At 61.8% G+C, this 23,819-nt stretch carries 24 protein-coding genes and 1 pseudogene; 13 read left to right on the plus strand and 12 right to left on the minus strand.

Annotated elements, in window-relative coordinates; genetic code table 11:
* Window positions 1–56 precede the first annotated feature (56 nt).
* The 3 genes from ACVZUB_RS30105 to ACVZUB_RS30115 all read right to left on the minus strand — a co-directional run bounded on the left by ACVZUB_RS30105 (window position 57) and on the right by ACVZUB_RS30115 (window position 2,360).
* On the minus strand, window positions 57–761 hold the full coding sequence (locus ACVZUB_RS30105; RefSeq protein WP_482628756.1) for an IS6 family transposase: 705 nt from the start codon (window positions 759–761) through the stop codon (window positions 57–59).
* Window positions 762–1,059: 298 nt separating this feature from the next.
* The gene (locus ACVZUB_RS30110; RefSeq protein ID WP_482628757.1) at window positions 1,060–1,482 is read right to left on the minus strand and encodes a PAS domain-containing protein; all 423 of its coding nucleotides are present in this window, start codon (window positions 1,480–1,482) and stop codon (window positions 1,060–1,062) included.
* An 83-nt stretch (window positions 1,483–1,565) separates the two neighbouring features.
* Window positions 1,566–2,360, minus strand: coding sequence for an MBL fold metallo-hydrolase (locus tag ACVZUB_RS30115; RefSeq protein WP_482628758.1), 795 nt, complete (start codon window positions 2,358–2,360; stop codon window positions 1,566–1,568).
* A 334-nt stretch (window positions 2,361–2,694) separates the two neighbouring features.
* On the opposite strand from ACVZUB_RS30115, the gene ACVZUB_RS30120 reads away from it, so the two are divergent.
* Together ACVZUB_RS30120 and ACVZUB_RS30125 are read left to right on the plus strand one after the other, a co-directional pair.
* Window positions 2,695–3,162 (plus strand): PAS domain-containing protein, encoded by a 468-nt coding sequence (locus tag ACVZUB_RS30120; RefSeq protein ID WP_482628759.1) that lies wholly within the window; start codon window positions 2,695–2,697, stop codon window positions 3,160–3,162.
* Between the two features lie 157 nt (window positions 3,163–3,319).
* Window positions 3,320–4,069 (plus strand): winged helix-turn-helix transcriptional regulator, encoded by a 750-nt coding sequence (locus ACVZUB_RS30125; protein WP_482628760.1) that lies wholly within the window; start codon window positions 3,320–3,322, stop codon window positions 4,067–4,069.
* A 448-nt stretch (window positions 4,070–4,517) separates the two neighbouring features.
* On the opposite strand, the gene ACVZUB_RS30130 is transcribed toward ACVZUB_RS30125, so the two are convergent.
* From ACVZUB_RS30130 to ACVZUB_RS30145, 4 genes are all read right to left on the minus strand, one after another.
* Entirely contained in the window at window positions 4,518–5,105 is a 588-nt protein-coding gene (locus ACVZUB_RS30130) for an L-2-amino-thiazoline-4-carboxylic acid hydrolase (RefSeq protein WP_482628761.1), read from the minus strand.
* A 577-nt stretch (window positions 5,106–5,682) separates the two neighbouring features.
* Window positions 5,683–5,991 (minus strand): EthD family reductase, encoded by a 309-nt coding sequence (locus ACVZUB_RS30135; RefSeq protein ID WP_482628762.1) that lies wholly within the window; start codon window positions 5,989–5,991, stop codon window positions 5,683–5,685.
* Window positions 5,988–8,015: a phenylacetic acid degradation bifunctional protein PaaZ gene (gene paaZ / locus ACVZUB_RS30140; RefSeq protein ID WP_482628763.1), complete on the minus strand. Its 2,028-nt coding sequence runs from the start codon at window positions 8,013–8,015 to the stop codon at window positions 5,988–5,990. Before paaZ ends, ACVZUB_RS30135 begins: the two co-directional genes overlap by 4 nt.
* 72 nt (window positions 8,016–8,087) lie before the next feature.
* Window positions 8,088–8,705 carry a TetR/AcrR family transcriptional regulator gene (locus tag ACVZUB_RS30145; RefSeq protein WP_482628764.1) on the minus strand — a complete coding sequence of 206 codons (618 nt, stop codon included), beginning with the start codon at window positions 8,703–8,705 and terminating at the stop codon, window positions 8,088–8,090.
* 115 nt (window positions 8,706–8,820) lie between these two features.
* Here ACVZUB_RS30145 and ACVZUB_RS30150 point away from each other — a divergent pair, with 115 nt between their 5' ends.
* The 11 genes from ACVZUB_RS30150 (at window position 8,821) to ACVZUB_RS30200 (ending at window position 18,612) form a co-directional block, all read left to right on the plus strand.
* Window positions 8,821–10,041, plus strand: coding sequence for a thiolase family protein (locus tag ACVZUB_RS30150; protein ID WP_482628765.1), 1,221 nt, complete (start codon window positions 8,821–8,823; stop codon window positions 10,039–10,041).
* Window positions 10,038–10,760 carry an enoyl-CoA hydratase/isomerase family protein gene (locus tag ACVZUB_RS30155; protein WP_482628766.1) on the plus strand — a complete coding sequence of 241 codons (723 nt, stop codon included), beginning with the start codon at window positions 10,038–10,040 and terminating at the stop codon, window positions 10,758–10,760. Before ACVZUB_RS30150 ends, ACVZUB_RS30155 begins: the two co-directional genes overlap by 4 nt.
* Entirely contained in the window at window positions 10,757–11,608 is an 852-nt protein-coding gene (locus tag ACVZUB_RS30160; protein ID WP_482628767.1) for a 3-hydroxyacyl-CoA dehydrogenase family protein, read from the plus strand. Before ACVZUB_RS30155 ends, ACVZUB_RS30160 begins: the two co-directional genes overlap by 4 nt.
* On the plus strand, window positions 11,605–12,384 hold the full coding sequence (locus ACVZUB_RS30165; protein ID WP_482628768.1) for an enoyl-CoA hydratase/isomerase family protein: 780 nt from the start codon (window positions 11,605–11,607) through the stop codon (window positions 12,382–12,384). The genes ACVZUB_RS30160 and ACVZUB_RS30165 overlap by 4 nt, the downstream gene beginning before the upstream one ends.
* A 120-nt stretch (window positions 12,385–12,504) precedes the next feature.
* Window positions 12,505–13,449 carry a 1,2-phenylacetyl-CoA epoxidase subunit PaaA gene (paaA, locus tag ACVZUB_RS30170; protein ID WP_482628769.1) on the plus strand — a complete coding sequence of 315 codons (945 nt, stop codon included), beginning with the start codon at window positions 12,505–12,507 and terminating at the stop codon, window positions 13,447–13,449.
* Window positions 13,446–13,808, plus strand: a complete 363-nt coding sequence (paaB, locus tag ACVZUB_RS30175; RefSeq protein ID WP_482628770.1) for a 1,2-phenylacetyl-CoA epoxidase subunit PaaB — start codon at window positions 13,446–13,448, stop codon at window positions 13,806–13,808. The genes paaA and paaB overlap by 4 nt, the downstream gene beginning before the upstream one ends.
* Window positions 13,809–13,833: 25 nt before the next feature.
* Window positions 13,834–14,751 carry a 1,2-phenylacetyl-CoA epoxidase subunit PaaC gene (gene paaC, locus ACVZUB_RS30180; RefSeq protein WP_482628771.1) on the plus strand — a complete coding sequence of 306 codons (918 nt, stop codon included), beginning with the start codon at window positions 13,834–13,836 and terminating at the stop codon, window positions 14,749–14,751.
* 56 nt (window positions 14,752–14,807) lie between these two features.
* Complete coding sequence (gene paaD, locus ACVZUB_RS30185) at window positions 14,808–15,269, plus strand: 1,2-phenylacetyl-CoA epoxidase subunit PaaD (RefSeq protein WP_482628946.1); 462 nt, start codon at window positions 14,808–14,810, stop codon at window positions 15,267–15,269.
* Window positions 15,269–16,363 (plus strand): 1,2-phenylacetyl-CoA epoxidase subunit PaaE, encoded by a 1,095-nt coding sequence (paaE, locus tag ACVZUB_RS30190; RefSeq protein WP_482628772.1) that lies wholly within the window; start codon window positions 15,269–15,271, stop codon window positions 16,361–16,363. Before paaD ends, paaE begins: the two co-directional genes overlap by 1 nt.
* Window positions 16,364–16,394: 31 nt before the next feature.
* On the plus strand, window positions 16,395–17,702 hold the full coding sequence (gene paaK / locus ACVZUB_RS30195) for a phenylacetate--CoA ligase PaaK (RefSeq protein ID WP_482628773.1): 1,308 nt from the start codon (window positions 16,395–16,397) through the stop codon (window positions 17,700–17,702).
* A 1-nt stretch (window position 17,703) separates the two neighbouring features.
* Window positions 17,704–18,612 (plus strand): AraC-like ligand-binding domain-containing protein, encoded by a 909-nt coding sequence (locus tag ACVZUB_RS30200; protein WP_482628774.1) that lies wholly within the window; start codon window positions 17,704–17,706, stop codon window positions 18,610–18,612.
* An 8-nt stretch (window positions 18,613–18,620) separates the two neighbouring features.
* On the opposite strand, the gene ACVZUB_RS30205 is transcribed toward ACVZUB_RS30200, so the two are convergent.
* From ACVZUB_RS30205 to ACVZUB_RS30225, 5 genes and pseudogenes are all read right to left on the minus strand, one after another.
* Complete coding sequence (locus ACVZUB_RS30205; RefSeq protein ID WP_482628775.1) at window positions 18,621–19,112, minus strand: hypothetical protein; 492 nt, start codon at window positions 19,110–19,112, stop codon at window positions 18,621–18,623.
* A 29-nt stretch (window positions 19,113–19,141) separates the two neighbouring features.
* Window positions 19,142–19,892: pseudogene (locus ACVZUB_RS30210) on the minus strand (APC family permease); the annotation flags it as partial.
* Window positions 19,873–21,816: a primary-amine oxidase gene (locus ACVZUB_RS30215; protein ID WP_482628776.1), complete on the minus strand. Its 1,944-nt coding sequence runs from the start codon at window positions 21,814–21,816 to the stop codon at window positions 19,873–19,875. The pseudogene ACVZUB_RS30210 and the gene ACVZUB_RS30215, both read right to left, overlap by 20 nt.
* Window positions 21,817–21,947: 131 nt before the next feature.
* Window positions 21,948–22,535, minus strand: coding sequence for a TetR/AcrR family transcriptional regulator (locus ACVZUB_RS30220; RefSeq protein ID WP_482628777.1), 588 nt, complete (start codon window positions 22,533–22,535; stop codon window positions 21,948–21,950).
* Between the two features lie 41 nt (window positions 22,536–22,576).
* The gene (locus ACVZUB_RS30225) at window positions 22,577–23,683 is read right to left on the minus strand and encodes a class II histone deacetylase (protein WP_482628778.1); all 1,107 of its coding nucleotides are present in this window, start codon (window positions 23,681–23,683) and stop codon (window positions 22,577–22,579) included.
* Between the last annotated feature and the right edge of the window lie 136 nt (window positions 23,684–23,819).

Consider the following 23,819-nt stretch of genomic DNA (forward strand, 5'->3'; position numbering starts at 1 on the left):
GTTGTTTTGGGGTGCAGCTGTTTTCGCGCGCAGCAGGCCATCACGCGGAGCGGTGTTCAGGCAGCAGAGGTCAGCTCAGTGACCTGATCCCACACCTGGAATCGAGCGGCAATTTCGGTGCGATGATCGGTGGCAGTCATCCGGTGCCTCGACGGGCGGAAGTGCGTGGAGATACGACTGAACGAGGCCAGAAACCTCTGGGCTGAGCCGACGGACCTGAACCCTTTCATAGCGCGTTCTCGTTGCCGGGTCGGTTGATGGGAGTTCTCGCACCGATTATTCAAATATTTGTTTTGTCGGTGCTCAGTTGTCGACATCATCTGCCGGTCCGCAACCCGATACGAAGTGAGCTTGTCGGTGATCAGCGCCCGCGGACGACGACCTTGTTTCTTCAGAATTTTCTTGAAGAACCTGGTTGCGGCCTTACCGTCCCGCTTACCTTGGATCAAAATGTCGAGGACATTACCGTGCTGATCCACCGCCCGCCACAAATATTTTCGGACTCCGCGGATTTTGACGAAGACTTCGTCGAGGTGCCACTTGTTGCCAGGTCGGGGTGCTCTCTGCCGCAGCCGGCGAGCGTACTCAGGCCCGAACCTCGCACACCAGGTGCGGATCGTCTCGTACGACACCACTATTCCACGGGCGGCCGTGAGTAACTCGATTTCGCGGAACGAGAGGGTGAATCGGTGGTAGAGCCACACGCAGTGGGAGATGATCTCCCGTGGGAATCGGTAGCCCTTGTACGTCGACGACACCACCGCATCATCCCAGATCAGGTAACCTCAACAACGTGACAGTGCCGTCAGGCGACCACCCGACGAAGCGAATGCCGTAGCGGACGGATTTCTTTCATCCATCGTATGGACTACAGCATTGTGAACGACTAGATCCACATGGTCCATGACCGACCTCCTTTGGTTGAACGTAACTTCACTAATTCACACGCGCTGCGCCTCGCGTTCATCCTGCGTCATCGGCACCCGCGTCCTGCTGTCTTCGGTGGCGCACGACGGAACGCCGAGCCGGACTTGGCGAGAACCGCCCGGATCGCGACGGTTATTCTCCTTGAGGGTTGCCGGCGTCGATGACGGTGTGGATGACGAAGGCAACATCGCCCGCCGAATCTGTCACCGGCACGTTCTCCGGATGCCAGTACCGTTCTTCGAACGCATCACCGTCGTGGGCGGGCGGCGCATCGTAGCGCTGACGGGGAAGCTTCTCCGAAGCACCGGTGGCGAACGCCCGCTCAAGGGAGGCACGCATGACCGCTGAACCGTCCGCATTTGGATCGTCCGGATTATCCGGAAAAGTCTCGAACACATCCTGACCGACCACCTCGTCCCGCGAACGGTGAATCGCGTCGAGCAGTCGTTCGGTCACGGCAACGATCCGCCAGTCGCGCGCAACCACATACCCGATGATCGGCATCTTCTCGAACAGGGATCGGTAGTCGAGGTCGCTCTCAAGTTTTTCATGCATCTGGGTGAAACTCCTCAGGTTCTGGGCGAACGCAGCTTCGCTTCGCCATTTGTTCGATATCGCGGCAAGAACGCCGTGAAACGTCAGACAGAAATCGACTCGCCCGGCGACAGCGCGAAGAACCGATCCCCCACGCCCTTCGAATCCGCGACAGCTTTGGTGCTCCTCGTGGTCTGGGTGAAGTGCTCCCACGAGTCCGCGTGGATGGGAACAATGACCGCCGCCCCGAGCACCGCGGCCACCTCGGACGTGGTGTCCTCAGAAAGCGCGATGAAGTCGCTACCGAAGAGTTCGAACTTTGGTCCGCCCGCGTTCAGAATCGCCAGCCCAATGTCCGGGAATCGGGCCGCGATAGTCCGTACAACCTCGAGAGAAGAATTGTCGCCGGAGAAGTACACAGTCCGCTCACCCGGACAGGTCAGCACGAAACCGAGAACCGGTCCCAACATCTCCCACACCCCGTCGGGCCCGTGGTGCGCCGGGACCGCCGTCACGGTGACGGTACGCGAATCCGGGGTGGGGACTTCCCGCGATTCCCACTCCTGGAGCACCTCAGTGTTCGGGACCGCGGTCGCCACAATGTCCGGCCCGAATACCTTCGGGACACCCGCAGCGAACTCACGTCCCGCCTGGTCGAGATTGTCCCAGTGCTCGTGAGACGCCAGCACGATGTCCACCGTTCCGAGATCCTCCGGAGTGAGCGCGGGAGGAGCGGTCTTCACGAGTGTGATGCCCTCGACTCCGTGCCGCTCGGGGCCGTACGTCGAGGGCTGATCGAATGTCGGGTCGGTAACGACGCGCAGGCCCGCGTAGTCGATTACCGCGGTCGGTCCGCCCACCAGGGTCACAGCAATGGATGAAGAAGACAGTTGTTCCATGCCTTCATCGCAACGCACCTGCCACGGCATCGAATAGTCCGAGATTCGAACCAATCACGATCCGTCGACGAAACCATCCACAACCGACGGGTCCGCAGCTGTCGACAGGTTGATGCGCCCACACCAGTCAGCGCGACACATTGCTCGTGGACCTACAGCATTTGGGGTCGAAAGCTAAATCGGTGGTTTACCGTCCCCTTTTAATCGACCGTTCGTCCTTCTTGACGAACCTTCGTGCAGAATCGCATGATGTCACTTATAGCGATCGATTCGTCCACTCCAGATGACTTTCGCGGCGCGGATCCGGCGGGCAATCAGCATCCGAGGTGACAAGATGACGACGGTCGTTGATGGGACCCAGACACCCATCGTCGGCTACGTGGTAGCCACCCAGTGGCGACTAGTGGCCGCCATCGACCTTCTCCTTGACGAGATCCACAGCTCCCGTGACTCGATCATCGGGCAAGACGTGTTCGCGGTCTTCCCTGACAACCCCGACGATCCGAACACAAATGGAACACAGGTGCTCCGGGCATCGCTCGAATATGCAGTGGCGACCGGACACAGCGAGAAACTCCTGCGGCAACGCTACGATGCGCCGCTCGCCGAAGAAGGCGGGCAGTTCCAGAAACGCTACTGGCTTCCCGAGAACGTGCCCGTGCAGGACAACGACGGAAACGTCATCTACGTCATCCATACCGTCTATCCCCGCCGGCAACTAGCCGTTCCGGATTTACGAACGTTCGTATCGCGACCACTGCCGGTACCGCCGCCAAGACGGGCTGAAGCAGCAGACCCGTGACCGTCAATGCATGCCGAAACCGAGCACATCAGTAGCAGTTTCGTCGTGACACCTGTGTAAGCACCGAACGATGCGCGGCGGTGCTGCCCGGGCAACGGCGACGTTGTGGAGGTATAATCTGGAGTCAACCCCGAGGTCAGATCGTATCGGAGGCTCGATGAGTTCTACAGTTTCCGTGCCCGCGGCGCGGTCCTCTGCGAGCCCACCGATTGATGCGGATCGCTACTCGGTTTCGATCGCCATGAGGCTGGTCGGGGACCGGTGGTCGTTGCTGCTCGTGCGGGAGCTGGCGATCGGCAACAATCGCTTCAGCGAGATTCAGTCAGCCCTGCCCGATCTCTCCCGTAGCCTCCTGGCTACCCGATTGCGGTATCTTGAGCGGATCGGCCTCATCACACGCGAGCCCGTCCCCGGAGACGGACGGTCGCCTCACCAGTACGCGCTTACTGAGGCCGGATGGGGCCTAAAGCCCGTTTTGGCGACCCTCGGCCAATGGTCACAGGACTGGTTCTCGCCGGCGCAGACCGATGATCGCGACGACGTGCACCTTCTGCTCTCCCACGTCCAAGAGAGCGTCGAGCGGTCGGTTCTCCCGGACGGCCGTATCAGCATCCGATTCCTCCTCGAGAACGGTGAGGACGCCGTCGGATGGATGCAGGTCGACCAACTCGGCTCACGCTGGTCCGTTGGGTACTCGGACACGAAATTCGACCTCACGGTGAAGGCCTCGACGGGGGTGCTGAGCGATCTGTGGTGGCGGCGGCGCAGATGCGCTGATGCGCTCACCTGTCATGACATCATGTTCGACGGCCCGACTGCCTATGCGCAGGCGTTCAGCACGTGGTTCCCCCATCGTCCCGTCGGCCCCGTGGCCGACAACGCCAGCAACCCTCCAGGAAAGATCTGAGATAAGTCTCCCACCTCCGTCATCTACGAAGGACTTCGTGCGGATCTCCCGCTTCTGGAAACTCCGCTTGCCGACTGCACCGCACCCCCGACAGATCACGGGCCGAGACTTGAAACGATCCGGGCCGTACAGCTCGTGAAACAGAGCCCGAGACCTTCGAGGGGCGCAGGATCACGTGATACCTGGCTCCGATAGATGCGTCGAAACCGTAGATCCGAGTGTCCCGATGGATCGGGTTGGCCGGTTCGCTCCACCGTTGTTTCGCCTCCGTGGCTTATGTCAGTTTTGCGGCTGGCCGACACCACAAGGACCGGCCGACCTGGCTTGAAAGGAGCATGGCGTCGCCCCTACTGGGATATGCCGATGGGATTGCACCCACTTCAGTTGACACGTTCAGTTCCGCGTCAGCAACGTCCATACCCACAACAACTAGTTCGGTTCGCACGGCCTACGGCGTTTCACCAAGGCTGGGGTTTAAAGTGACATCAACTGTCGGAGCCGGCGCGGATGCCGCCCTGTCAAAGTGAAACTCGCATCTGTTACCCCCGGTCGCCAGTGTTAACGAACGACGAGTAGCGACAGGCCGATCGGAGGAATCGATGGCGCCCAACCAGTTCCTGTCCATGGAGCACATCACACGTGTGAGTTGCGGTGCACCTTCCTTTTCGAAGAAGTTATGGAATCCGCACTGAGAAATGATTAGTGTGTAGTTCTCCCCTGGGCGTTCATCTTCGAATGTGAACCATCCTCCGAAGACTGCTTTGAAGAAGGGGACCGCTGAGTTCTTTCGCAACGCGCTCACTGGATCTGAAACGAATGCGAGCCAGATCTTGGTCGCACCATACATTTGGGCACCATAAGTGCTAGAGTAAGCTCGCCGAACAGATTCGAGAGCCTCGTCCTCTAAAATCCCATTACGCCTCAGTTCCTGGTAAGAAGCAAGGACAAGCGCCGCAAGGGTGAGGGTGAAAAATCCTTTGGAGTCAGGAATTTCTCGCAAATGGGCTCGGTAATATCCGCGCGCTTCGATTTTCACCCGGTCCATGGTTTGTTCCGTTGCTGGCGACGTTAGCAATCGAGCTTCCAGTCGAAAATATTTCAAGTACCTTCTGCGCCATAGAATCTCAGTAACTCTGCCGGTCAAACGCGCAAATAGAGGCATTCTCGAACTTTTCATCATCCAACTCCTTAGGCTCATTGTCATGTCAATGTTTAAAGTAAATTTTGTCGATGAAAATTTTCTGACGAGGGAATTTCAGCTCAGTTAACAAGAACATGATTCTGCTTCGGCGGTTGCCTCAACTCGATTGCGCTATAACTGCCGATAGTGAATTCAACAAAAATATAGGATAGCGCCCCTTCCGTCCAGACGTCGTGCCCCGACGGAAGCTTGTCGCAGCAGACCGCCACCGCCGGGCCTTCGTGGCTCTTGCACGCCATCACGAAAAGGGTGCCAGCCACAGAAACACGTAACCATCCTGGGTGATCGCATAGCCGTTGGCCATGCGATCAGTGATGACCATTGACATCCCCGCGTGACCGTCGTCCAGCTCGATTCCAAGCGTCTACGACGCCTCATCGACGGCGGACATCTCGCGCGACCCGGTTCTTGACTATTGCCGCGTTTCTTCCTGCACGAACATGGTTATCCCGCCGGTTGCGAAGTTTCGCACGTCCTTGCCCGCTGCCCTCATTTCCGGGGACGCCAGACCGGCCTGCAGCGACGCCTCATCGGCGAAGTACAGGTTGGCAACCGCATAGTAAGGCGGCTCCGCCCCGTCGAGTGAGCTCGCCTTACCCCACGTGAAGTCGGTCAGACCTGGCACGGCCTTGGCCAACGGAACGTGTGTGGACGTGTAGTAGGCGTCGAACGCGGCGGGGTCTTCGGGCTTGCCGTAACAGACGGCAACGCGGAAGCTCATTGCTCGTCGTCCGGCTTCGCGACGAGGGTGAGCACGTCGTACGTGGCGACGGGATCACCCTCTTGATTGACGACCGCTGCGTCCCAACGCACTTCACCGTAGTTGGCGCTCTGACGCGGGGTGATCAACTTGGCCGTTAGCGTCACCGTCAGCGAATCCTCGGCCTTGACCGGTGTCAGGAAGCGCAGGTTGTCGACACCGAAGTTGGCGAGAACGGGGCCCGGCGCGGGATCGACGAATAATCCTGCTGCGAGTGAGACGACGAGGTAGCCGTGGGCGACGATGCCGCCGAACAGCGGATTGGCTGCTGCCGCTTCGGGATCGGTGTGAGCGTAGAACGTGTCGCCGGTGAACTCTGCGAAGTGGTCGATGTCCGCGCGGGTCACCTGACGGGGTCCGCCGACGATGGTGTCACCGAGCTTGAGCTCGCCGAGGTTCTTCCGGAACGGATGCACGTCTCCGGTGGTCTGAGCAGAACCCGTCACCCACTTGTTTCCGACGGCGGTGAGTACGTCGGGTGTTCCCTGAATTGCGGTGCGCTGCATGTGGTGCAGCACGCCGCGCATACCGCCGAGCTCCTCGCCGCCACCTGCGCGCCCAGGCCCGCCGTGGACGAGAACAGGGAGGGGTGAACCGTGCCCGGTCGACTCCTTCGCGTCCTCGTTGTTGAGCACGAGGATGCGGCCGTGGTATGGCGCTGAGCCCAGGACGATCTCGCGGGCGATCGCGGAATCTGCGGTGACGAGCGAGGCGACCAACGAGCCTTTGCCGCGGGCGACGAGGTCGAGCAGGTCTGCGGTGTCGTCGTAGCCGATAACCGTGGAGACCGGTCCGAATGCCTCGATCTCGTGCGGCTCGGGAGCTGTCTTGCCCCCTGCCTTGAGCAGCACAGGTGCCATGAACGCGCCTGGTCGCGAGTCGACGTTCTCCGGATCGCCGTACACGACGGTTGCGGACTTGGTCAGGCCGCGAATGGATTTCAGGACCTCATCGCGCTGGTCGATGCTGGCGAGCGCACCCATCGTGACGCCTTCGTCGCGGGGATCGCCGACGACGACCTTGTCTAGCCGCGTCTTCAACGCGTCGATGACGGGCTCGACCATCGCCTGCGGTACGAGGACACGACGGATGGCTGTGCACTTCTGGCCGGCCTTGACCGTCATCTCGGCGAAGACACTCTTGACGAACAGGTCGAACTCGGGGTCGTCCTGCGCAACGTCGGAAGCGAGGATCGACGCGTTGAGCGAGTCGGCCTCGGCGGTGAAGTGCACGCCGTCTCCGACGACGTGCGCGTGGCTGCGCAACGACGCGGCGGTGTCGGCCGATCCGGTGAAGGCAACCGAGTCCTGACCGCCGAGGTGGTCGATGATGCCGCGGGCGCTTCCGCACAGGAGCTGCACGGAACCTTCGGGAAGCAGGCCGCTCTCGATGATGCGGCGGAACACCAGCTCGGTGAGGTAGGCCGTTTGGCTTGCCGGCTTGACGATGGTCGGGACGCCGGCGATGAAGGCAGGCGCGAGCTTTTCGAGGAAACCCCACACCGGGAAGTTGAAGGCGTTGATCTGCACGGCGACGCCGCGGCGCGAGGTGTAGATGTGTTGGCCGAGGAACGTGCCTTTCTTGCCGAGCTGCTCCACTGCGCCGTCGAGGTAGACGGTGTCGTTGGGGAGTTCGCGTCGGGCCTTGCTCGCATAGCTCAGGATGGTGCCGAAGCCGCCGTCGATGTCGACGCCGGAGTCACGCTTGGTGGCGCCGGTATGAACACCGAGCTCGTAGAACTCTTCCTTGCCTGCCATCAGTGTCAGTCCAAGCTGCTTGAGCAGCGCGGCGCGTTCGTGGAACGTCAGCGCAGCCAGCGCGGGGCCGCCGACGTTGCGGGCATAGTGGATCATTGCGGCGACGTCGAGTCCAGTCGAGGAGATTCTGGCGACCTCGCTGCCGTCGATCGCACTGAGCAACGGAGTTCCCTCCTCACTCGCCGCAAACCATTGTCCTTGGGCGTAGCTTTCCAGCAGTCTGCTCACAGCATCTCCATATCACCGTACGTTCGGTTGGTAAATACCATGGCGTGGAACATGCCCGATTGTCAAGGACAGTCAGCTGGGTTGGCGTCTCAGACCGTCAAACGTCAGAGCCATCACGGCGTCGGCGAGCGCGTCGGCAGAGCCACCGGTGCGGGGCTTGTACCACTCGATAAGCGAGTTGACGGTGCCGAACAACAGACGCGAGACGAGCGCGGGGTCGATATCGTCTCGCAGGTCCCCCTCATCCACAGCAGCGACGACGAGCGCCGAGACGAAGGCATCGAACTCGCGGCGCCGCGCGAGGGCACTCCGCTCGACCTCGGTGTTGCCGCGAACCCGAAGCAACAGGGTGACGTACGGCAACTCGGCGACGAGGATTTCCACACTTCGTCGGGTGAGGTATTCCAATCGGTCTATGTAGCGCCCCTCGGCTGCCTGCCTCTCGACAGTGACCGCAAACAAGGCGTTCAACGCCCGCGCGAGCGCAAGCTCGAGCAGTTCGGACTTGCCGGACACGTGATGGTAAATCGACGACTTGGTAATGCCGAGCCGCTTTGCGAGAACCTCCATCGACGTGCCGTCGTACCCCTTGTCATTGAAGACCTTGACCGCGACGGCCAACAGTGAATCGAGGTCGTACCCCGGGCGTCCCGGGAGTCCTGTTCTGCGCGGAACACGTGCGGTTGTCATGACGACATCTTCTCAGGTGCACTCCGATTCCACAGCACCGTATCGATCAGCCCTTGCGCATCGACCGAATATTCGGTTATTAATTAACGTATCAAACCCGGCGGAGGAGCAAGCAGTGGGCGAAGTTTTCTTGGTAGCAGGCGCACGAACCCCCCAGGGGCGATACGGCGGCGCGCTGTCGAGCGTGCGGCCCGACAATCTCGCCGGAATCGTCGTCGCGGAAGCTGCCCGACGCGCCGGCATCCCGGCGGATCAGATCGACGAAGTCATTCTCGGTGCCGCCAACCAGGCCGGCGAAGACAATCGCGACGTGGCACGGATGGCGGTTCTCCTCGCAGGCCTGCCCGATTCCGTCCCCGGATACACCGTCAACAGACTCTGCGCGAGCGGCCTCACCGCCGTGGCCAACGCGGCGTCGACCATCCGTAGCGGCGAAGCCGACATCATCATCGCGGGCGGTGTCGAGTCGATGACACGTGCGCCATGGGTTCTGTCCAAACCCGGCACCGCGTGGGCCAAGCCCGGTGAAATCTTCGACACCTCGCTCGGCTGGCGATTCACCAACCCGACGTTCACTGCCCACGATGCCGCGGTCCCAGCCGGCTCCGGACCGGACGTACGCAAGATCACGCTGTCCATGGGCGAAACGGCCGAAGAGGTTGCGCTCAGCGAGGGCATTACGCGCGAGGAAAGCGACGCTTTCGCGCTGCGCAGCCAGGAGCGCGCCATCGCTGCCATCGACGCAGGCCGCTTCGCCGACGAAATAGTGTCGGTACCGACCGGAGACGGGGAGGCCACCGAGGACGAAACTCCACGCCGTGGATCCACACTCGAGAAGCTGGGCAAACTGAAGTCCGTCTTCAAGAAGGACGGCATCGTCACCGCCGGCTCGGCATCGCCTTTCACCGACGGTGCTGCCGCGCTCGTCGTGGCGAGCGAACAGGCAGTGAAGAAATACGGTCTCGAGGTCCGCGGACGCATTGTCACCAGTGCGAGCGCCGGCATCGCCCCCAACATCATGGGCCTCGGGCCCGTCCCGTCGACGCAGAAAGCGCTCGCCCGTGCCGGGTGGAGCATCGACGACCTCGGGGCCGTCGAACTCAACGAAGCATTCGCCGCGCAGTCACTTGGCGTCATCCGTCAGTTGAAGCTCGACGACTCCATCGTCAACGCCGACGGCGGTGCCATCGCCCTCGGACACCCTCTCGGCGCCTCGGGCGCACGAATACTGCTCACACTCCTCGGGCGTATGGAACGCGAAAAAGCACAACGCGGCCTGGCAACCCTGTGTGTCGGCGTCGGGCAGGGTGTTTCGATGCTGATCGAGGCGCCGTGAACACGCTCGTCGTAGAGGAACTCGCGGATCGCGTCGTCGTGACGCTGGCCCGTACGAAGCAGCGCAACGCTATCAACGCGGAGATGATCTCCGAACTGCACGAGGTGTGCGCACTCGTCGAACACAATCCCAAGCTTCTCCTCCTCGCCGGTCAGGGCGATCACTTCGCCGGCGGCGCTGACATCAACGAGCTTCGGGCACGGACGCGCGAGGACGCCCTGCGCGGGATCAATCGGAACCTGTTCGACCGTATCGCCGCGCTCCCCTTACCGACCGTCGCGGCAGTCTGCGGCTATGCCCTCGGCGGAGGTGCAGAACTGTCCTACGCCTGCGACATTCGAATCGCTTCCCCCACCGCCCTTTTCGGAAACCCTGAGCCGGGACTAGGGATCATGGCAGCCGCGGGAGCGAGTTACCGCCTTCCCACCCTCGTCGGCGCATCCGTCGCCAAGCAAGTCCTGCTCGGTGGCCGCACGCTCGACGCGGATGCCGCGCTGCGGTCCGGTCTGGTGGCAGAGATCGCCGAAGACCCACTAGCTGCTGCGCACGCATTGCTCGACCGTGTCGCCAAGCAGGCGCCCCTGGCGTTGACGCTGACCAAGAAGATCCTCGACGCCCCGGGCTCGCACCCGTGGGCCGACGACATTGCCCAAGCTGTCCTGTTCGAGACCGAAGACAAACAACGCCGCATGACGGCATTTCTGGAGAAGAAGAAATGACAGTTCCACAGAAGGTCGGTGTCGTCGGCGGAGGACGGATGGGCGCGGGCATCGCACAGGTGTTCGCGGCACTGGGTTCGACGATCGTCATCGCCGAATCCTCCGATCAGAAGGCCGCACTGGGACGAGTCGAGACCGGTCTCGCTCGCGCGCACGAACGCGGGAAGCTCACTGTCGACCCAGCAGAAATTCTCTCGCGAGTCACCACCGTCGCCGGACCGGCCGACCTGCCGCCCGATCTGGACCTCGTTGTCGAGGCCGTTCCGGAGATCCCGACGCTCAAGGTCGAGGTGCTCTCACTGATCGACAAGACGGTTTCTGCGGAGACGATCATCGCGTCGAATACGAGTTCCATATCGATCACCGAACTCGGGGTCGCACTCCACGACCCGGCCCGGTTCATCGGAATGCACTTCTTCAACCCGGTTCCGGCGTCGACGCTGGTGGAAATCGTCCGAGCGCCGACGACGTCAGACGATGTCGTCGAGCGAGTGCGTGTATGGGTATCACTGCTCGGCAAAACCGAGATACTCGTCAATGACTCCCCCGGATTCGCCACCAGTCGCCTCGGCGTCTGCCTTGGACTCGAAGCCATCCGTATGCTCGAGGAAGGCGTCGCCGACGCCGAATCGATCGACCGTGCAATGGAACTCGGATACAAGCACCCGATGGGCCCGCTACGGAGCACCGATCTCGTCGGACTCGACGTCCGGCTGGCCATCGCGGAGCATTTGGCGTCGACGCTCGGTGAGCGGTTCACCCCGCCACAGCTCCTTCGCGACAAGGTCGCACGCGGTGAGCTCGGGCGCAAGTCAGGCAGAGGGTTCCACGAATGGGAGAGCAAATGACAGTACGACTGGATGTATCGGACACGCTCGCGACCATCACGCTGGCTCGGCCCGAAGCGCATAATGCTCTCGACACGGCGACCAAAGTCGCCTTTCAGGAGGCGATCGACGCCGCGGCTGGAGATTCGGCCGTGCGTGCAGTGCTCATCACCGCCGAGGGTAAGAACTTCTGCGTCGGGCAGGATCTCAGCGAGCACGTTACTGCGCTCGAGACCGACCCGGCGGCGGCCATGGACACAGTCGGAATCCACTACAACCCGCTGATTCGATCGCTGCAGAATCTCTCAGTACCGGTGGTGGTGGCTCTACCTGGCGCATGTGTCGGCGCGGGACTCGGGATCGCCTTGGCCGGCGATGTCCGCGTCGCCGGGACGAAGTCGTCTTTCGCAACTGCATTCACGGGCATCGGCCTTGCCAGCGACTCCGGCTTGAGCTATTCGCTGGTGGAATCGCTCGGGTCCAGTCGTGCTTGCGCACTCATGCTGCTGGGCGACAAAATCACGGCCTCGCAGGCACTGGACTGGGGTCTGGTACACCGAGTCGTCGCCGACGAGGAGGTCCTCGCGACCGCGTCGGGTATCGCCCGCGAGTTGGCTGCAGGCCCCACTGAGGCGTACCGACAGGTGAAGTCACTGGTCCAGGCCTCGGCATCCGGGTTGTCGGAGGCTTTGGATCGCGAACTCGTTGCGCAAAGACACCTGGGACAGACCGCGGACCATCAAGCTGCTGTCGACGCATTTCTGGGCAAGACGAAGCCTGTTTTCATCGGCGCCTAAGTGCGGGCCGAATGCCGTGGACCGCTTCATCGGCACCACTGGCGTCCTGCCCTCTTGTGCTTCGAGTCACTCTCACGCATACTATTAACTACCGATCATTCGGTAATGAAAGTAGGACTAATGACCACGTCAGAAACCCTAGATCGGCAGTTACAGGAAACCTTCGACGAGACCATTGCCCACGAGCTGCGTGTCGAACCTCGCGACTGGATGCCGGAGGGCTACCGCAAGTCGCTCATCCGCCAGATCGCGCAACACGCACACTCCGAGATCATCGGCATGCAACCGGAGGGCAACTGGCTCACCCGTGCGCCGTCGCTGCGCCGCAAGGCCATTCTGATGGCCAAGGTTCAGGACGAGGCCGGCCACGGCCTGTATCTGTACTCCGCCGCCGAGACGCTCGGAGCCGACCGCGCAGACCTGACGGTCAAGCTCATCGAAGGTCAACAGAAGTACTCTTCGATCTTCAACTATCCGACCCTGACGTACGCGGACGTCGGCACCATCGGCTGGCTCGTCGACGGGGCGGCGATCTGCAATCAGGTTCCCCTGTGCCGAAGCTCCTTCGGACCGTACGCGCGCGCGATGATTCGCGTGTGCAAGGAAGAATCCTTCCACCAGCGTCAGGGCTACGAGCTGCTCGCGACAATGATGCGCGGCACCGACGAGCAGCGCCGGATGGTCCAGGAGTCGGTGAACCGCTGGTGGTGGCCGGCACTGATGATGTTCGGCCCGCCCGACGACGAATCTCCCAACACCGAGCAGTCGATGAAGTGGGGCATCAAACGCCACACCAACGACGAATTGCGTCAGCGCTTCGTCGACATGTCCATCCCCCAGGCGCAGGCACTGGGCGTCACGTTTCCGGACCCCGACCTGAGATGGAACGACGAGCGCAAGTCGCACGACTTCGGTGAACCTGACTGGTCCGAATTCATGCAGGTGATCAAGGGCAACGGCAGCTCGAACATCGAGCGCATCGCGAACCGTCGAGCGGCACACGAAAACGGCGCGTGGGTGCGCGAGGCAGCAACCGCTTTCGCTGAGAGGAACGCAGCATCATGACAGAACTTACGGCCGAAGGCGGTCACGGCGCCGTTCCTATCGAGAATGTGCCCGTAGAGCCGAAAAGTGAACCTGTCAAGGCTGATTGGCCCCTGTACGAGGTCTTTCTACGCGGCAAGCGTGGACTCAATCATGTCCATGTCGGTTCGCTGCACGCTGCCGATGACCACATGGCACTGCGGCATGCACGCGACGTCTACACACGTCGAAACGAAGGCGTCAGTATCTGGGTGGTTCAGTCCAATTCAATCGTCGCGTCGTCGCCGTCGGAGAAAGATCCGTTCTTCGCGCCGAGTGGCGACAAGGTGTACCGCCACCCGACGTTCTACGAGATCCCCGACAACGTCCCCCACATGTAGCACCATCTCTTCAAAGAGGACACTCATGACTGATCACGACAACGCCTACGAGGGTCTCGTAGACGAGGACACACACGGGCAGTGGGCGTTCGGGACGAGTTTCGACGACCCGCTGGCCGGCGTCGACACCACCGTTCCCGGTGATGTCGACCTACAGGCGCTTGCTACGTACTGCCTCATGCTCGGTGACGACGCGCTGATCAGTTCCCAGCGTCTCGCCGAATGGAGCACGCGCGCACCGGAACTCGAAGAAGAGGTGGCGTTGGCCAATGTCGGCCTCGACCTTCTCGGGCAGGCACGATTGCTTCTCGCTCGCGCAGCAGCTGCGGACTCGGCGGTGGTGCCGTTCATTTCGGACACCACCCCCGTTCCGGACGAGGATGCGTTGGCGTTCTTCCGGGATGACTCAGAGTTCAAATGTGTTCGACTGACCGAATTGGAAAACGGTGATTTCGCGAAGTCTCAAGTCCGACTGCTGATCTTCGCGACATGGCGTTTGGCCGTGTTCACCCGGCTCCGCACCTCACGCGACCCCGTCCTTGCAGCTGTCGCCGACAAGGGTGTCAAAGAACTCACCTACCACCGTGATTACGCGGCACGGTGGGTCGTGACGCTCGGCTGCGGTACGGACGAATCGAAACGCCGCGTCCGCGCCGCACTCGCTCATCTCTGGCCGTACGTCTCGGAGCTCTTCGTCCCCACCGACGAGGAGATCGCGCTTGCGCGGGTCGGCGTCGCCGTCGACCCGCGCGATGTGCGTGAGGAATTTGATTCCGTGCTCGCGCAGGTCTTTCACGCCGCGGAACTGCAAGCGCCCGAAGGCAAAGCGGTCGGCACCGTCGGTGGCTGCGGTGGCAGGCGCGGAATCCACACCGAAGCATTCGGCCCGCTGATCGCACAAATGCAGGTCGTGGCACGCGCGCATCCGGAGGGAGTCTGGTGACCACAGTCGAAAGGACTTCAGTCGAAGGAACTGCCCGAGAAATCGCTGCGTCCGTCATGGACCCCGAAATGCCGCTGCTCACCCTCGACGACCTCGGCGTCCTGCGCGACGTCGAAGTACGCGCCGACGGGAGCGTCCTTGTCACCATCACCCCGACGTACTCGGGATGCCCCGCGATGGCGACGATGCGCGACGATATCGAGTACAAGCTTCGCGACAACGGCTACACCGCCATCGAAATCATCACGAGCTTGACACCTGCCTGGAGCTCCGATTGGATCTCCGAAGAAGGTCGACGCAAGCTGCGCGACACTGGATACTCCGTGCCCGGACCGGCACCAGCTCGCACGTCGGGTCCGGTACCACTGACCCTCACCGTCAAGCCTCGGCAGCTCGCCTGCCCGCAGTGCGGTTCGATGAGCACTCGGCTTACCTCCGAGTTCGGCGCGACACTGTGCAAAGCCCAATATCGGTGCGACGACTGCCTCGAGCCCTTCGACCACGTGAAGGAAATCTGATGACCGTCACCGACGAGCCCGTCGTCACCCCCAATCGTAAGAAGGCCTTTCACACGCTGACCGTCGCCAATGTCGAATCCCTGTGTGACGACGCAGTCGCCGTCACGTTCGATGTGCCCGACGACTTGCGCGACGAGTTCGACTTCCGCCCGGGCCAATCCCTGATGCTCTCCCGCACGGTCGACGGCGTCGAGCATCGTCGTTCCTACTCCATCTGCGCGCCTGCCGGTGCACGCCCTCGCGTAGGTGTCCGCGAAGTCACCGAGGGCCTCTTCTCGTCGTGGCTCGTCCACGATGTCAAAGCGGGTGACCGGATCGACGTCCAAGGTCCGACCGGCACATTTCACGCCGATCCCGCTGCCGCCGGTCGACATGTCCTCATCGCGGCCGGCTCCGGCATCACGCCAATGCTGTCGATCGCTGCGTCCGTTCTCGCCAACCCCGACTCCGAAGTGGTTCTGCTGTACGGCAATCGGCGCACGCGCTCGGTGATGTTTGCCGAGGAAATCGCAGATCTCAAGGACCAGTACGGTAGCCGGTTCGAAGTCATTCATGTTCTGTCGAGAGAGCCTCGTGAGGTCGAACTATTCAGCGGCAGGCTCGACGCCGAGCGACTTCGCGACATTTTCGACTCCGTAGTCCCGACCCCTGACATCGACCACTTCTGGCTGTGCGGCCCCTTCGGTATGGTGAACGACGCCCAAGACGTACTCACCGAACTCGGCGTGGCGAAAAGCAGCGTCCACCACGAACTTTTCTACGTCGACGACGTTCCACCACCCCAGGAACGACACCGCGAACCCGGCGTCACCGGCCCCAGCAGCGAGGTCACCATCGTCCTCGACGGCCGAAGCGTCACCGGCACACTCCCCCAGGACGAGTCGATTCTCGACTCTGCAGAGCAGTTGCGTTCCGATCTGCCCTTCGCCTGCAAGGGCGGCGTGTGCGGCACCTGCCGCGCCAAGGTCACTAGCGGCGATGTCGACATGCGCCGGAACTACGCACTCGAAGACAACGAAGTCGCAGCCGGCTTCGTCCTCACCTGCCAGACATTCCCCCTCAGCGACACCGTGACCGTCGACTTCGACGCCTGAACTTCACGCACTCAAAACCTCGGAGATCATCATGACCAGCGTCCTACCCAGCCCGACCGACACACCCGACATCGAGAACGCGAGCCGCGACCGCATCTCGACGCTTCAGCTCGAGCGGTTGCAATGGTCTCTGAAGCACGCCTACGACAACGTCCCGCACTATCGACGCGCGTTCGACGACGCGGGAGTGCACCCCACCGATCTGAAAGACCTGTCGGACCTGGCGAAGTTCCCGTTCACGGCCAAGAACGATCTGCGCGATAACTACCCGTTCGGAATGTTCGCAGTTCCGCAGGACCAGGTGTCCCGTATCCATGCATCGTCCGGCACCACCGGACGTCCGACGGTTGTCGGTTACACCGCCAACGACCTCAACAACTGGGCAGATCTCATCGCCCGCAGTCTGCGTGCCGGCGGGGTCAAGCCGTCGGACAAAGTACACGTCGCGTACGGGTACGGACTGTTCACCGGCGGACTCGGAGCTCACTACGGCGCAGAACGCCTCGGCTGCACGGTGATTCCGATGTCCGGCGGCATGACCGACCGCCAGATCCAGCTCATCGAAGACTTCGAGCCCGACGCGATCATGGTGACGCCGTCGTACATGCTCACGATCGTCGACGCGATGATCAAAAAGGGCATCGACCCGGCAAAGACTTCACTGAAGACCGGCGTTTTCGGTGCTGAGCCGTGGACCGAGGAGATGCGCAAGGAGATCGAAAAAACCCTAAGTATGGACGCTGTCGACATCTATGGCCTCTCCGAGGTCATGGGACCCGGTGTCGCGATGGAATGTGTCGAAACCAAAGACGGACTCCATATCTGGGAGGATCATTTCTACCCGGAGGTCATCGACCCGGTCACCGGCAAAGTTCTGCCCGACGGCGAGGAGGGTGAATTGGTGTTCACCTCCCTGTCCAAGGAAGCCATGCCGATCATCCGCTACCGCACCCGCGACCTGACACGTTTGCTGCCGGGCACCGCCCGCACGATGCGCCGCATGCAGAAAGTCACCGGCCGTACCGACGACATGATCATCCTCCGCGGAGTCAATCTCTTTCCCACCCAGATCGAAGAACTCATCCTCACCGTCCCCGCCCTGGCACCGCAGTTCCAATGTGTACTCGAAAAGTCAGGTCGGATGGACTCGATGACGGTGCTCGTCGAGGCCCGCCCCGACGCCGGAGTCGACACACATCTGGTTGCGGAATCAGCGCTCAAGAAGCTTGTCAAGGATCGCATCGGTGTCACCGTCACCGTCACCGTCCTCCCGCCGGCCGCCCTCGAACGCTCCATCGGCAAAGCCCGCCGACTGATCGACAACCGGCCACAAGTCTGAGGTGACAAAGGTGGCGACGGAGGACTTCGAGCACTGGCGGGAATCCGTGTCGACGGCATTCGTGCCGCTCGACGCCGTGTCCAGCGGTACCACGAGCTTTCAGGGGCGCGTTGCGTCCGCGACCCTCAGGTCCTTGCAACTAAGCGAAGTCGCTGGATGTCAGGTCGACGTCCGGCGCACCCGCGCCACCATTAGACGCAGCGATCCTGGCCTCATGAAGGTAGGAATGCAGCTCAACGGACACGGTGTAATCACACAGAACGAGCGCCAAGCAACGCTGGCGCCCGGCGATTTCGCGATTTACGATACCAGCGAACCGTACGACCTGAGCTTCGACGGCAACTTCTCCATGTTCGTCCTGATGTTTCCCCGGGAAAGGTTGCGCATCGGCGCACGCGAATTGACGTCAGTCACCGCACGCAGGATCCAGGGCAACCATGGTGTCGGCGCCCTGGTGTCGCCCTTCCTGGCCGGGCTTCGCCAGAATCTCGCCGACGACGTGTTCCCGGAGACGCCGATGCTCGAAGACGCGATTCTCGATCTTCTCGGCGCAGCCCTGGACGAGGAAGCTCCGCGGACGGCTCCAGGATCGGTGTTGTTGATCGAGGCCAAGTCCGTCATCGAAGCTCATCTGGCCGATCCGTCTCTGTCCACAGCAGCAGTCGCCGCACGCCTGCACGTCTCGACTCGCCATCTGCAGAAGCTCTTCGAGGCAGACGGCCACACAGTGGCCGGGTGGATTCGCTCACGCCGGCTCGAACGGTGTCGTCGCGACCTGGCAGATCCTCGACTGCGCGCAGACAGCATCGGCTCGATCTGCGCTCGACACGGACTCCTGGATCCCTCGTCGTTCTCCAAGCTCTTCCGCGAAGCGTACGGATTGTTACCCCGCGATTTCCGCGCTCTGTGACAGCCGGGTCACCAGGCCAACGGCAGCATCCCAACCATCATCGCGCCTGTTCCCGCCATCGATCGTGCATCGTGAAATTGTCTGCGGCGATGAAGATCTACGGTGAGTGCACACCAGCCGACCAGCACAGTGGCGATCGCCAGCCGCGGGTCCGATGAGCTCTGGTGGTTGTGGGCGGGCGCAGAGCCTATGGCGCCGACCGGAGTCGAGGGCACCGACGCCATCAGGAAAAGCACGCCCATAGCGGTGAGATCCAACGCGCATGGCAGTGCAACACGCCGGTCCACCCTCTCTCCCGTGACTATCCACGCCGTCGCGACGAGAACCATGCCCGACGCCAGGAGCATCATGGGACTCATACCGGCCACGAGCATTGCGACCATCACCACGACCATGACCAGATGCGCCCACCGGATTCGGCCGGTAGGCGCACCTTCTCCGAGCAACCCTGCTCCGGCGCCGATGGCACCGATCAACATCAGGGCGTTCATAACCGTCATCGCCTCATACCTCTTGGTGGACCGCACTTAACTGCGGCGCAGGTAGCGGTCGGCACAGTTTTCTTCGGGTTCCGTGTCTCCTCGCCGTAGATCGCAGTCGCCTCGAAACCGATGAACGACGCGATTGCGAACATGAGCGCGATCGCGGGCGAGCCGGAGAAGAACGACGATGGTGTGAACGATACGACGTCGATCCCCGCGGCTCCGCCGTGCACGAGCACTGCGGCGAACAGCACCAGGATGATCCCGATCTCGAGCACCAGCAGAACCGCGAGCACTTTGGCGCCGAGGTCCATACAGCGATACCCGAGCGCCGACACGATGGCGACGAGCCCGAGCGCCCAGACCCACCAGGTGATGTCCGCGCCTCCGCACTTGATCACCAGGTCGTGGATAGTCGAAGCCGCCGTTCCGTAGATCGCCGCCTGAATAGCGGTGTAGGTCAACAAAGCCAAGGCTGCGGCACTCAGAACCATGTGCCTACCGAGACCCTTCTGCACATAAGCAGAGAACGCGCCGGTGTCGACCATGTGGCCACTCATGGCCGCGTACCCCACACTGAAGACGAGCAAGGACCACTGCGGCGACGATGTAGGCCATCGGCGCCCCGGCCCCGTTGCCGGCCGCGATCATCACCGGCAGCCCGCCACCGATGGCCGTCAGCGGTGCGGCCGCGGCGATCACCAGGAAGACGATGCCCGCAACACCGATGGAACCGGGTAACGCACCGGCCTGCTGTGCGTTCGTGTCGGAGCGTCGGTCACGAATCGTCACCGGCATCGTGGCACGTGGTGGCACAGTGGGCCGACGCCGACTTGGGAACGTCGAGAGTCGGATTCCGGTCGAAGAACCCCGAGGGCTTGAGTGTGAATCCGGTGTAGTCCACGGGCATGATCGGCCAGTCCTCCGGACGCGGGAAATGTGTCAGACCGAACGTGTGCCACACCACGATGTCGTCGTTCTCGACGTTGCGATCCGCCGCCGCATACATCGGCAGTCCCGCTCCCCCCAGATGCTGATTGACGAAATCGCCTGCAGCGTAACGCTCGTCGGGATGATACTGGGTGACCCACAGGTGCTTCGTCGCGAAGGCTGCGCGCCGGGCGATAGGCGACTGATCATCCGCCAGCAACAGCGGTTGTCCTTCTGGATGCAGCGAGTATCCAACGGGGCGCCCGAGCTTGTTCAGTGAGCCCGGGTTGCTGATGTGCCATGTCCGACCGACTGATCCGTCGGCAACCCGCTGAGCGTCGGACTCACGAGTGAGAGGCGTACGGCGTCGCGTGAAGGCGTTGCCGTGCGGGTTCTCGGGGCCCATCTGTATCCGCTGGGTGTCGATCTCCTCGACCGAGTTCGCGATTCCGTCGATCATCATGTCGAGTCGGGCGCTGAAGAGGTGCTGGTGAAATGGTGCGCCGAGTCCTGGTGCGATCTCGGTCGCGTACGGGTAGTCACCGCCGGGATGTCCCGAGGTGAACACGATTCCTGTTGCCTTGACTTCGAATTCGATGGTGCCGTCGAGGTAGAGGTACCAGAAGAATCCGTAGTCGTAGTTTCCGATGGTGGTGAAGAAGGAGATGACCAGCCGTCGTTGGCGTCGTGTCTCCTGAGATCCGCTCCAGATGTCGGTGTGCTTCCACAGAACTCCGAAGTCTTCCTCGTGCATGCACACCGCGTTGGACAACGTTTTCGGGTTGCCCAGCTCGTCGGCGATGACGGCGTCGAAGTAGGTGATGTCCCCGACGCAATCGCAACCGAGTTCGAGGGAGTTGGCGTAGCGCCCGACGAGGTACTCCCCGGTGTCGAAGTAGTTCTGCCACGACCTGACCGGAGACGGGTCTCCGTACGGAACCACCATCTCGGCAATGGAGGCGCGGTGAACGATAGGCCGAGTAGTGCCGTGGTCCTCGAACCCGATCTGGTGTAGTACCAAGCCTTCTCGGGCGTCGAAACCGACGCGCAACGACCACTTCTCCCAGTTGACGAGGTTTCCGTCGACGGTGAAGCTGGGGCCCTCGGGTTGGGTGATCTCGATGGGCTTCTGGGTGGTGCGCATCGGACCGGTGACGGAGGGGTCGTCGAAGTTGCCCGACTGGTCGGGCACCGGCACTGTGCCGAAGTCGTGCACTGCGTGGACGGTCTTGTTCATGACATCGACGAACGCGAGGAGACCGTCGATGGGGTGAGCCCAGGCGCTGTCGGCAGGGTGATCCTGCCGGAAAGCGAGACCACGGAGAATGCGACGGCCAGCCTCGTCGGGGTAATCGAAGGTACCGGCCGACAGTGGCGCGACCCGCACCTGAGCAACGTCGAGCCCTCGTCGATCGAGAGCAGCAAGCCACTGTGGATCGGTGGACAAAACCGTTTCGACGAGCTCGAATTCCTCGTCGAGAACCGGCATCTGACCGTCCTGCTCGGCATCGAGCGTCACCGACGACAGCACTGCACGGTTAGAGACGGAGACGATGACGTCACGCGCGTTCGGAGACGACGCGTCGTGCAGCAACACTCGGAATCGTCGGTCGATCACCGGGTTGGCTGTATACAGGGCGTCTTTGGGCGGCTCCTCCAGTCCGGTGTAGACGAACCTGGTATCCGACGTGATCAGGCCGGCCTCTGCCAGGATTTGTCGAACGTCGTCGACTTCGCCCGTTGTGGCGAGTGAGAGCGGGTGATCGATGTGAGTGGGGGAAAGAGAAGGCATGGTCGTCCTCGGGGTTCTTCTACCGATGTCGAATAACGTGGATGGTCGAGCACCGTCCGTCTACGACGACGAACTGGTTACTTATTGAATCGAAAACCATTGGGGTACATAGTGATTACGGCACAGAGCGATCAGCTGCGCAAGCGGTCGATGAAATCGTCAACCATGCCGATCTGACGAGCGGGAGACGTCTGTTCCGGCGTGAGGACGCCGAGAACCTGCATTCCCATCATCATGTTCAGCAGCTGTTCGACGGTTAGTGCGACATCGACGTCACCGATCTCGTCGAGTTCGCGAGCATCATCGAGATGCATAGCCAACGAAAGCCGCCACTGATCGAGAGTACGGCGATTAGCGTCCTCGAGATGCTGGTCGTACATCGCGCGTTGCCACAGCGATACCGCGATACGCGCTTCGAGTACCGTCTCGGCAGTCATCGGCATGACCTCCAGACAGAATATCCGCAGAGCGGCCAAACCCCGCCCCTCTCCGACGACCGACGCGACGCGCTGGTTGGTAGCCTCGAACACCAACTCGAACGCGGCCCGCACGATCTCGTCCTTGCCCGAGAAATAGTGGCTCAGAGCGCCGTTCGTGTATCCGGCTGCCGCCGCTATGTCGCGCATATTCGCTGCGTCGATTCCCTTCGACGCGATCAATCTCCATGTTGCGGCAGCAATCGCGCGGCGGCGTTCGTCGTGATCGACCAGCTTCGGCATGAGTGAAACATATCGCGTCTCCCTCAGGTCGAGCCGATCGATCAGAGGTATGCCACGAGCGCTGCAGCATCATCGACGGCCGCTTTCTGGTGTGGCTGCAATTCCTTGCCGCCGAATCCGCCGACAACCACGTAATACGGGTCTTCGCTCGGCTCGACGCCGGCCAGTGCTTCGACGCAGGCTAGCGCACAGAATGGCACGTAGAGCGGGCTGTAACCGCCCTCCTGAACGATCACGACTCTGCCGCCGCTTACCTCGTCCGCCACCGCCATCACACGTTCGGTCATCGCGCGGAATCCCCGCGACGTAACGAGCATGCGGGCAAGGGGATCCATGGCGTTCGGATCCATTCCCGACGCGATGACAATCAGGTCCGGCGCGAATGCGCGTAATGCCGGCACCACTACGTTGTCGATGGCGTAAAGATAGCCGTCGTCCCCGGTTCCTGGGGGTAGTGGAGTGTTGATGTTGTACCCGAAGCCGGCACCCTCGCCACGCTCCGTGATGAATCCGGAATTGGGCGGGAAACACCGATCCTGGTGAACCGACACGGTCAGCACCGATGGATCCGCCGCAAAGATAGCTTGTGCACCATTACCGTGATGCACGTCCCAATCGATGATCGCAATCTTGTCCACGCCCAGCACTTCTCGTGCGTGCGCCACGGCAACGGCACCGTTGTTGAACATGCAGAATCCCATGCCTGTCCCCGATGGGGCGTGATGCCCGCAGGGGTGCACCAGGGCGTATCCGTTGTCGACCTTGCCGGCCACAACGGCTTCCACCATCTCGATGACGCCCCCGGCCGCGAGCGTCGCGATCTCGTAGCCACCCTTACCGAAGGGTGAGATGCCGTCACCGGCGTCGCCGCCCTTGGGAAGAGTGCTTTCGTGCCGGATTCTGTCCACGTGCTCGCGGGTGTGCACGCGAAGTAGCTCGGCTTCCGTGGCGTGACGAGGCGTAAGTCGCTCGAGGCTGTCCACGAGACCGGACACCACGATGAGTTCATGGATACGTCGCTTGGTGTCGGAATGGGCGACGTGATGTGAGATCGGCTGCAGACCGACACCCGAATCTGCGGGAAAGAGCCCGCCGCTACCGGTATCGCCCCATCCGTACAACTCGTGCCAAATGTATCCCGTGGTCATCGTTACCCCTTGGATCGTTGTTTCTACATTCGTTGAATAAAGAATCCGCGTGTCGAATTACCGTTCGTCTGTCCGCCCGTGACGATTGTGTGAACGATCCATCCGTACGCGCCCCAGACAACATTCGTCGGGCGCA

The organism is Rhodococcus sp. OS5 (assembly GCF_056837585.1).